General features: G+C 39.4%; 8 protein-coding genes and 2 pseudogenes. 2 read left to right on the top strand and 8 right to left on the bottom strand.

Annotation, left to right across the window (positions count from 1 at the left end):
* Nucleotides 1-124 precede the first annotated feature (124 nt).
* Nucleotides 125-394: a hypothetical protein gene (locus CBG25_RS12515; RefSeq protein WP_290605691.1), complete on the bottom strand. Its 270-nt coding sequence runs from the start codon at nucleotides 392-394 to the stop codon at nucleotides 125-127.
* A gap of 149 nt (nucleotides 395-543) precedes the next feature.
* On the opposite strand from CBG25_RS12515, the pseudogene CBG25_RS12510 reads away from it, so the two are divergent.
* Nucleotides 544-2022, top strand: a pseudogene (locus CBG25_RS12510) (sensor histidine kinase); the annotation flags it as partial.
* Nucleotides 2023-2233: 211 nt separating this feature from the next.
* A pseudogene (gene btsR / locus CBG25_RS12505) lies at nucleotides 2234-2951 on the top strand (two-component system response regulator BtsR).
* Between the two features lie 86 nt (nucleotides 2952-3037).
* Here the strand turns inward: btsR and CBG25_RS12500 are convergent.
* The 7 genes from CBG25_RS12500 to rbfA all read right to left on the bottom strand — a co-directional run bounded on the left by CBG25_RS12500 (nucleotide 3038) and on the right by rbfA (nucleotide 10214).
* The gene (locus CBG25_RS12500) at nucleotides 3038-4867 is read right to left on the bottom strand and encodes a DEAD/DEAH family ATP-dependent RNA helicase (RefSeq protein WP_290606994.1); all 1830 of its coding nucleotides are present in this window, start codon (nucleotides 4865-4867) and stop codon (nucleotides 3038-3040) included.
* Nucleotides 4860-4931, bottom strand: coding sequence for a protein YrbN (gene yrbN, locus CBG25_RS21440; protein ID WP_366212778.1), 72 nt, complete (start codon nucleotides 4929-4931; stop codon nucleotides 4860-4862). Before yrbN ends, CBG25_RS12500 begins: the two co-directional genes overlap by 8 nt.
* 110 nt (nucleotides 4932-5041) lie before the next feature.
* On the bottom strand, nucleotides 5042-5920 hold the full coding sequence (gene nlpI / locus CBG25_RS12495; RefSeq protein ID WP_290606992.1) for a lipoprotein NlpI: 879 nt from the start codon (nucleotides 5918-5920) through the stop codon (nucleotides 5042-5044).
* A gap of 123 nt (nucleotides 5921-6043) precedes the next feature.
* Entirely contained in the window at nucleotides 6044-8170 is a 2127-nt protein-coding gene (pnp, locus tag CBG25_RS12490) for a polyribonucleotide nucleotidyltransferase (RefSeq protein ID WP_290606990.1), read from the bottom strand.
* A gap of 294 nt (nucleotides 8171-8464) precedes the next feature.
* A complete protein-coding gene (gene rpsO, locus CBG25_RS12485; protein ID WP_180817329.1) occupies nucleotides 8465-8734 on the bottom strand; it encodes a 30S ribosomal protein S15 in 270 nt (89 codons plus the stop codon).
* Between the two features lie 122 nt (nucleotides 8735-8856).
* Nucleotides 8857-9798, bottom strand: coding sequence for a tRNA pseudouridine(55) synthase TruB (gene truB / locus CBG25_RS12480; RefSeq protein WP_290606986.1), 942 nt, complete (start codon nucleotides 9796-9798; stop codon nucleotides 8857-8859).
* Nucleotides 9798-10214 carry a 30S ribosome-binding factor RbfA gene (gene rbfA / locus CBG25_RS12475; protein WP_290606984.1) on the bottom strand — a complete coding sequence of 139 codons (417 nt, stop codon included), beginning with the start codon at nucleotides 10212-10214 and terminating at the stop codon, nucleotides 9798-9800. Before rbfA ends, truB begins: the two co-directional genes overlap by 1 nt.
* Between the last annotated feature and the right edge of the window lie 202 nt (nucleotides 10215-10416).

Here is a 10416-nt window from a genome sequence, read left to right as displayed (position 1 = left end):
CATAAACGATTATCTCGTAACAGCCGCTCTTTGTTGATCATTTCAAACCTTTATTCTCTAAGTTAAACCTCTTTTTATTCTCAATAGCGTGACAAAAAATGCAAGTCTCTATTCAGCAACTAGTTTAATGAACCATCTCTATTTTTCTACTACGTGTTTTGGCAATCAATGTATCATCGGCAATTAGTACACAAGGGCTTTTTTTGTCTATAGAAGGTTCAACTAATCGCCATAGGTCTTTAGGGCGGAAACATCTACTTTTTAACCATCGGCTAACCGTGTCATGAGATAAAGGCGATGGGCTGACTTCTGATAACGCCAAACTAGAGTATCTTACACTGCTTACTTGCAAGAATATTTTATAGATATCTTTAATGCATGGATAACCGGACAAAATATGAACATCCTGATTTTTTCTTGTTTTTAAATTTATACTTCTTTTTTAGAGACTGCGAAACTCGTGTCCAAATGAAGTATTTTTAGCTCATCTAATGGCTGCATAACGTTTTATGGGTTTGTTGCGTTTCGACTGGGAATGGGCCTAACACTCGCGCCATCGGTACCGTATTAAGCGGTTTCCTCGGCGGTCCCAGTGTAGGAATATTGGTTGGTATTACCGGCGGAATACACCGTTATTCACTCGGTGGTGCAACAGCAACTAGTTGCATGCTGTCAACGATTATGGAGGGTTTAATTGGCGGACTGGTACATCGTTATTACATAAAACAGATGCAAATCAACAAACTGTTTAATCCCTATACTGCTGCCAGTGTGACTTTTTTAGTTGTAATTCTGCAAATGTTAATCATTTTATTACTAACAAAACCCTTTGCTAACGCTATCGCCCTGGTTAAAAATATTGCCCTGCCGATGATTATTAGCAATAGCATTGGTGCAGCGATATTTATTCGTATTTTGTTGGATAGGCGAGCTATTATTGAAAAATATACCACGGCCTTTTCTACCCAAGCGTTAAAAATTGCGGCTCATACCGAAAGAATATTGCGCCAAGGATTTAATACTCATAATAGTATGCATGTTGCTAATATTATTTATCAACAATTACAAATTGATGCGGTTGCAATCACTGATACAGAAAAAATTCTCGCTTTTCTTGGCATTGGCTCTGATCATCATATTGCCGGCGCTAAACTTACTTCTAAACCAACAATGCGTGCGATCAAAAATAATCAGGTAGTATACGCAGACGGAAATGAAGAACCGTATCAATGCTCAATGAGTATCAACTGTAAAATTGGTTCAGTTTTAGTGATCCCTTTACGAGCAGAAAATCAACAAGTTATTGGTACCATTAAGCTTTATGAGAAGAAAAATCGATTATTTAGTTCAATTAATCTTACTTTAGGAGAGGCTATTGCCAGCCTCATATCCGCCCAAACTCTATCCAGCCAATATGAACGAAATAAACAATCTTTGTTAAAGTCAGAAATAAAATTGCTTCATGCACAAGTTAATCCTCATTTTTTATTTAATGCACTCAATACACTACAAGCCGTGATACGTAACGACCGCAAACAAGCTACTGAACTGATAAACTCACTCTCTAACTTCTTGCGTAAAAATTTAAAACGCCCTGAAACGATAACAACATTGTATGACGAAATTGAACATGTAAACACTTACTTACAAATTGAAAAAGCGCGTTTTGGTGAGCATCTGCAAATTAAAATCCAGATCCCGCCAAAATTGCAAGTCACTAAATTACCGACGTTTTCACTACAACCCCTAGTTGAAAATGCGATCAAACATGGAACCGCATATTTATTAAATACTGGCCGAATTAGCCTTCGTGCCTTTCGACAACATGGGCATATTTATATTGAAATTAAAGATAATGCAGGATTATATCAACCTGCGGAAATAAATGATGGATTGGGCATAAAGCTGGTAGATAAGCGTCTGAAACTCCACTACGGTGAACAATATGGTATCAATATCTTCTGCCAACCAGAACAATTCACGAGTTTCGCACAGGCATATAAAATTCTAAAAATGGCTTAAAAGCAATGATTAATCTGCAAGTTACTAAAAAACATAAATTTTCTTAAATTACAATAAGTTGTATTTGATTTATAAGGTTTTGACTATTTATATATCATGCTGAATTAAACTTAAAAATAGAGCGTTTTTTTATTGGTGCGAAACTCGTGCAATTTACTTGTGTCAGGCTGTGTATCCCCGATATTAACGTAACAAACCAGGCGGCTTAACAATGAAGATTGTAATTGTTGATGACGAACCTCTTGCACGCGAGAATTTACGTTACCTATTAGAGCAGGAAACCAATATTGATATTATTAGCGAATGCTCTAATGCCATTGAAGCGCTCAGGGTTATTCATCATAAAAAAACCGGATGTTGTTTTCCTTGATATTCAAATGCCTCGCATTACAGGACTTGAAATGGTACAAATGCTCGGTCCGCAACATCGGCCTTATATTATATTTGTTACCGCTTTCGACGAATACGCTATTCAAGCTTTTGAGGAGCACGTTTTTGACTATTTGCTAAAACCGTTAGAAAAAAACCGTTTATCAAAAACCCTTCAGCGGTTACATCACTATCGGCAAAAACAGAATATTGAACAATTGTCGAGTAATATCTCCCTTAAATACATTCCCTGTGTAGGCCACAATCGTATTTGGTTGATACCCCTTGGCGAAGTGCTCTACATTAGATCTCGTATGAATGGTGTATATGTTATGAATAACAAAAATCAAGAAGGATTTACCGAGCTGACACTACGCACTATTGAAATGCGTACCACATTGGTTCGTTGCCACCGCCAATATTTGATCAATATGGCCCAACTAAAAGAAATTACTTTTACTGAAAATAATCAGGCAAAACTGGTATTAAGTAATGGTCAACATATTCCGATCAGCCGTCGCTACCTGAAAGTCTTTAAAGAGGCGTTAGGATTATGCTAATTCGGTTGATAACCTTTTAATAAACAAAAAGCTGAATTCAATTGAATTCAGCTTTTTGTGCTAAATAGGACAATAATCCTATTACATTAGATATTGTGATTGCTACGACGGCGTAATCCAGCGTTATTATTCCCTTCGTTACGACCACGGAACTGTTCACGCTCACTACGACGTTCATTACCAAAGCGACGTCCTCGCTCACGTAATTCACCACCATTACGCTGCCCACCGTTACCACGACGTTCAAACGGTTGTGCTTCACCTAACAATTGCATTTGCATTGGCTTATTCAAAATACGTGTACGTGTCAAATGATTAAGTAATTCATTTGGCATACCTTTTGGTAACTCTATTGTTGAGTGTGAAGCAAACAATTTAATATTACCAATATAACGACTACTAATATCTGCTTCGTTAGCAATTGCACCGACAATGTGGCGAACTTCAACGCCATCATCACGACCAACTTCAATACGGTACAATTCCATATCACCGACATCACGACGCTCACGACGCGGACTACGTTCAGAAGTGCCGTTACTGCGACGACGCTCATCACGTGAATTAAATTCACGTTTTGCACGACGAACAGGATCAGGTGGCAATATTAGCGGCCGATCACCTTGCGCCATTTTTAATAGTGCTGAAGCTAAGGTTTCCATATCCAGATCATCATCAACAACTAATTTAGCCAGTAATGCACGATATTTTTCTAAATCACCGCTTTCTAATTGTTTTTGAATATTTTCAGCAAATTTAGCTTGGCGACGTTCACTTAAAAGCGCAGAACTTGGTAACTCAACTTCGGCAATTGGCTGCTTCATGGTACGTTCAATATTGCGTAGTAGTCGACGTTCACGATTATCGACAAACAAAATAGCACGCCCAGCTCGACCTGCTCGACCGGTACGACCAATTCGATGCACATAAGATTCTGCATCCATCGGTATGTCATAATTAACAACTAAACTAATACGTTCAACATCTAGACCACGTGCTGCGACATCGGTGGCAATTAATATATCAAGACGGCCATCTTTCAAACGCTCTAAAGTTTGCTCACGTAGAGCTTGATTCATATCGCCATTTAGAGCCGAGCTATTATAGCCACTACGTTCAAGCGCTTCAGCAACCTCTAATGTGGCATTTTTAGTGCGTACAAAAATAATTGCTGCATCAAAATCTTCAGCCTCCAAAAAACGAACTAATGCTTCATTTTTACGCATGCCATAGACAGACCAATAGCTTTGGGTAATGTCTGGACGCGTCGTCACACTGGATTGAATGCTGATCTCTTTTGGTGATTTCATAAAACGACGGGTAATACGACGGATCGCTTCCGGCATTGTGGCAGAAAATAGTGCCGTTTGATGCTCAGTTGGGATCTGACTCATGATATTTTCAACGTCTTCAATGAACCCCATACGTAACATTTCGTCCGCTTCATCAAGAACCAAGCCACGTAAATGGGATAAATTTAGCGTCCCTCGTTTCAAGTGATCTAATAAGCGACCCGGAGTTCCTACTACAATTTGCGGGCCTTGCCTTAGTGCGCGTAGTTGCGAATCGTAACGCTGCCCACCATAAAGTGCGACTACATTTACTGAACGCATGTGTTTGGAGAACTCACTCATGGCTTCCGCAACTTGTACGGCTAACTCACGCGTTGGTGCCAACACTAAGATTTGAGGGGCTTTCAATGTGATATCTATATTATGTAATAGCGGTAAACTAAAAGCGGCGGTTTTACCACTACCGGTTTGTGCCATACCTAATACGTCACACCCATCTAATAAATAGGGGATACATTGCTGCTGGATTGGCGATGGTTTTTCATAACCAAGGTCATTTAGTGCAGAAAGAATCGGTGTTGATAAACCTAAATCAGCAAAAGAGATTTCAGTCTCATTAGTCATGCAAAAGTGCCTCATTTATTATGGCGGCCAGTTTACATAACTCTGCGAAAAAAATTTCGGTCATTTTCATTTAAAATGTGAACTGGCTCAAATTATGTTATTAAACGAACAACAAGCCCTCATCACAATCGATGAAGACTTAAAAAAGCAGTGATGATATGTTCGTCGCTACTGTTAGCCTGATTCTGAAAGGTCGTCTTGTGCCTGACCTAACAAAGCCAGTTCCAACAGACCATAGCGGTGCTCAACAAAGCTATGTGCATTGCTAGCTACCGTAAGCTTGAATAACGCTATAGCGTTATCATTATCCCCCAGACTTAGGTAATATTTACCTAAATAGAAGTTAGTTTCACTAAGATGCTCAGCGAGCGAAGTGTTATCTGTTGAATTTTCTTTCAGACGAACCATCAATGTTTTTTCACTGATTTTACCTAAATAGAATTCAACTATATTCCAGCCCCATTGCCCTTTTTCCGCTTGGTTATAACGAGATAACAAATTGGCTTGCGCCATTTTTGGTTTTATCTCTTTCTCCACTAAATAAAGCCATAAGCTGCGGAAAGGATCATTTGGATCTTGTCGATAATACGCCAGCAGATCACCCTGCGCCAATCGATATCTCCCACCATAATACAGTGCAATACCCCGATTCATGCGCGCGAAATTGTAAGTTGGATCAAGCTCTAAAACAGAATCAAACGCTTCATAGGCTGCATCAAAATCGCCTGCCTGTGTAAAATATATTCCCAGAAAATTAAAAACTTCCGGAATATCAGGACGTATAGCTAGCGCCATAGTAAAATCATTTCGCGCTAACGCCCTCAATCCGAGACTATCATACAACACACCGCGTTCATATAAAAGCTGTGCATATTCATCATCGGACAAAGACCGGCTCGCAAGGATCTGTTCCATACGAGCCAATATTACTTCTTGTTGCAATGTGGGTTGCAATGGGACAGCAAAGACTTCATTTTTACGCCAGTTTTCACTGCTGCAACCGACAATAAAAACAATAACAGCAGTATAAAGCCAGCGCAGAAAAGAATTCATTTCCTTCTCCCAAAGACAGAAACTAATCAATATATCCCGTCAATCCCCACAATTACCGGAGACTCAGCTATTAAAAAAACTGAGTAGGTGCTCTTTTTACAGGACACCGAGCCTTACGTCAAATTATTCTGCAGAAATCTGTGTTTCTGTTTCAGCCGGCTTTTCAGCAGAAACCGCCTCTTTAATACTAAGACGAATACGACCCTGCCGATCAATTTCCAATACTTTGACTGGCACTTCCTGACCTAACTGTAAGTAATCAGTAACTTTTTCAACGCGTTTTTCTGCTATCTGAGAGATATGCACCAGCCCTTCTTTACCACCACCAATGGCAACAAAAGCACCAAAGTCAACGATACGTGTGACTTTGCCCTGATAGATACGACCAACTTCAACTTCTGCGGTAATATCTTCAATACTACGAATAGCCGCTTCTGCTTTAGAACTATCGGTTGCAGCAATTTTTACGGTACCATCATCATCAATTTCAATCGTAGTACCGGTTTCTTCAGTCAATGCTCTAATGACAGAACCACCTTTACCTATTAAATCTTTGATCTTATCAGGATTGATGTGGATAGTGTGAATACGTGGCGCAAACTCAGAAATCTCTTCACGAGGGCCATTAATAGCCTCTTCCATAACACTTAAAATGTGTAAACGAGCCCCTTTTGCCTTGTTTAACGCAACTTGCATAATTTCACGCGTAATGCCCTCAATCTTGATATCCATTTGTAGAGCACTAATACCTTCACGACTACCCGCGACTTTAAAATCCATATCGCCTAAATGATCTTCATCACCCAAGATATCGGAAAGCACAACAAAATCATCGTTTTCTTTCACTAATCCCATTGCAATACCTGCTACCGCTGCCTTAATTGGAACGCCGGCATCCATTAATGCTAGTGATGCCCCACAGACGGAAGCCATAGAAGAAGAGCCATTAGATTCAGTGATTTCAGAAACTACACGTACAGTATAGGGAAACTCTGACTGGTTTGGCATCACCGCCAATACTCCACGCTTAGCCAAACGCCCATGGCCAATTTCACGCCTTTTTGGTGAACCGACCATGCCTGTTTCACCTACTGAATAAGGAGGGAAATTATAATGGAATAGAAAACGACCGGTATATTCACCCATCAGCTCGTCAATAACTTGCGCATCACGTTCAGTACCAAGAGTTGCCGTGACCAACGCCTGCGTTTCTCCACGCGTAAATAACGCTGAACCATGGGTACGAGGTAATACACCCGTACGGACATCAAGTGCACGTACCATGTCTTTTTCTCGCCCATCAATCCTCGGTTCACCTTTTAATACCCTAGTACGGACAACTTTTTTCTCTAAACCGGAAAGAATGTCGTTTATCTCAGCAACATCTAAAGATTCATTTTCTGCCAAAAGCGCATTAGCGACATCTTCTTTAATTGCATCAACGTTAGTGTAACGTTCTTGTTTTTCAGTAATACGATAAGCATCACCTAACCGCTGTTCAGCTAATTGAGCAATACGATTATGCAATTCTTCATTAATCGCTTCAGGCTGCCAGTCCCATTTTTCTTTACCTGTTTCGTCTGCCAAGGCATTAATATTATCAATCACGATTTGCTGTTGCTCGTGACCAAAAACAACCGCACCAAGCATTTGCTCTTCCGTCAATAAATCAGCTTCAGACTCTACCATTAGTACCGCACTCGACGTACCTGCGACAACTAAATCTAAGCGACTGCTTTTCAATTCATCAACGGTGGGATTTAAAACATACTGGTCATCAGTATAACCCACACGAGCCGCACCAATTGGACCATTAAATGGAATACCCGATATAGATAATGCAGCAGAGGCGCCGATCATAGCAACAATATCTGGATTCACTTGCGGATTAATGGATACAACCGTAGCAATAATCTGTATTTCATTGACAAATCCCTCTGGAAACAGGGGACGAAGTGGACGATCAATCAGCCGGGCTATCAGTGTTTCACCTTCACCTGGACGACCCTCACGACGAAAAAAACTACCAGGAATTCGGCCGGCAGCATAAGATCGTTCCTGATAGTTAACTGTCAATGGAAAGAAATCCTGCCCTTCTTTCACTTTTTTCTGCCCAACAACAGTGACAAATACGGCTGTATCATCCATATTAACCATAACTGCAGCAGTCGCTTGACGCGCCATCATACCCGTTTCGATAGTGACGGTATGTTGGCCATATTGAAATTTACGAACAATAGGATTAAGCAAAATAATACCCTTTTAATAGCTGTTTATTTATATAACAACACCAATATTTCCTTTCTTGCTACATCCTCGCGACTAATGACAATACTGAATATTTTTACTTATTTTGTGAATATCAGTATTCTCATTAGCCGCGCGAACCGATTGTAGCTAAAGAAGCTCACATTATTTAGAAATAAATTGACAAAAATCTATTTCCTAAAATCATTTTGTAAGTGTAAACTAATTCTAAAAATTTTTTCCGCTTTTCTAGCAGAAAAGGGGCCTACTGGCCCCTTTTCTTTTGAAACCAACTAATCAGCGACGCAATCCTAAGCGCTCAATAAGTGTGGTATAACGAGCAACATCTTTACCCTTAAGATAGTTCAATAGCTTACGACGCTGAGCAACCATACGCAACAGCCCTCGACGGCTGTGGTGATCTTTCTTGTGCTCTGCAAAGTGACCTTGCAAATGATTAATCTCCGCAGTCAATAGAGCAACTTGAACTTCACTAGAACCCGTGTCATTTTTATCACGGCCATAGTCTGAGATAATCTGCGCTTTCGCTTCAGTACTTAGAGACATAAATAACTCCAAATTTTCCATTAAACATAAGGAAGGCCAATCTCTAATTCAGCCTTCCCGAACAAATGCTCACCTATTTTACGCTTCAATTAATCATAACGCAAGATTACATCTAAATCCTATCAAACACTTTCCACCACTAAACGACGAGGTGCTATCCTATTTTGTTCATCGATCTCAGCAATACCAATAAATTTATGCATATCACCTTCTGTTACGCGAACTTTATTACCTTCGGAAAGCCGATGGTTAGCAACAACAACTGCTTGCCCTTGTTTAAAATAGCTTGCAACAATCGATGAAATATTGATTTCAGGAAAATGGTTAACTGCTGTATCCATTGGTAATAATAAAGGATCTAATTGTGCTTCCAGAGAAGTTGTCCCTAATTCCACTTGCTGCTTAAGCGTATATAATTGTTCTATTGTTACCATACGTTCACTGGGATAACTAGCTACCTGTAAGCGCCTTAGATAAATCACATGAGCACCACAACCCAACAATTCACCTAAATCATCAATAATAGTTCGTATATAAGTTCCTTTAGAACAATGAATTGTTAATTCCAGTTCATTCTCTTGCCAACGCTCAAATTGTAAATCATAAACAGTAATCGGCCGGCCTTCACGTTCAATAGTAATCCCCTGACGGGCATATTCATAGAGTGGCTTACCCTGATACTTAAGCGCAGAATACATAGACGGTATTTGGATTAAATTACCACGAAATTTATCTAATGCCTTATCAAGTTGCAGCTGTGTTATTTCGATAGGGCGTTGACAAATTATTTTACCATGCGCATCTGAAGTATCAGTACGCTGTCCTAAACGAGCAATAACCCGATAGCGTTTATCAGAATCAAGCAAAAATTGTGAAAATTTGGTTGCTTCACCCAAACAAATCGGTAACATACCGGTTGCTAAAGGATCGAGTGCTCCTGTATGACCGGCTTTTTTCGCATTAAATAAACGACGTACTTTCTGCAAAGCGTCATTAGATGAAAGTTCTGCCGGTTTATCTAATAACAATACTCCGTGAACCTCACGACCACGACGACGCCTCATTACTTCCTCTCTTTATCATCTTTTGTAGTATGACGGCGCTTTTCATCATCACGGATCACGTTGCTAACTAAATTAGACATACGCATACCTTCCACCAAAGAACTATCATAAAAAAAAGTTAATTCAGGAACAATACGTAAACCCATCGCTTTACCCAACAAAGAACGAATATGTTTCGCCATATCACCATTCAATACTTTAATACCATTTTTAACCATATCTGTTTCATGTTCTTTTGCTGATATGTTTAAAAAAGTCACGAACACTTTGGCATAAGCCAAATCACGAGAAACTTCCACCCCTGAGACAGTAGCCATTTTAACACGTGGATCTTTAATTTCTCGATGAAGAATAATGGCGATCTCTTTTTGTATTTCCTGGGCAACACGCTGAGCACGACCAAACTCTCTTGCCATTATGATATCTCCTCACAAGGGTAAAACTAAAATATAATGACCATTAATTATTATGATATATATATATTAGAAAAATAAAATTCAATACTTATATCTATTTGATTTTTTTATATAAAATAAATATTAACTATTATTTATCATAATAGAATTAATCTCATCGCAACAATCGATAACCAATATACCCGATCTAAATGGTTATCTA

It is taken from the genome of Arsenophonus sp. ENCA (assembly GCF_002287155.1).
GTDB lineage: Bacteria > Pseudomonadota > Gammaproteobacteria > Enterobacterales > Enterobacteriaceae > Arsenophonus > Arsenophonus nilaparvatae.
The sequence above is the reverse complement of the archived record's forward strand: the minus strand, read 5'-3'. Positions and strand labels throughout refer to the sequence as shown.

Bases quoted from the DNA above. Each gene is read 5' to 3' on its own strand.
- nlpI (WP_290606992.1), bottom strand. From the start codon at position 5,920: ATGAATTCTTTTCTGCGCTGGCTTTATACTGCTGTTATTGTTTTTATT.
- truB (WP_290606986.1), bottom strand. From the start codon at position 9,798: ATGAGGCGTCGTCGTGGTCGTGAGGTTCACGGAGTATTGTTATTAGAT.
- CBG25_RS12500 (WP_290606994.1), bottom strand. From the start codon at position 4,867: ATGACTAATGAGACTGAAATCTCTTTTGCTGATTTAGGTTTATCAACA.
- rpsO (WP_180817329.1), bottom strand. From the start codon at position 8,734: ATGTCTCTAAGTACTGAAGCGAAAGCGCAGATTATCTCAGACTATGGC.
- rbfA (WP_290606984.1), bottom strand. From the start codon at position 10,214: ATGGCAAGAGAGTTTGGTCGTGCTCAGCGTGTTGCCCAGGAAATACAA.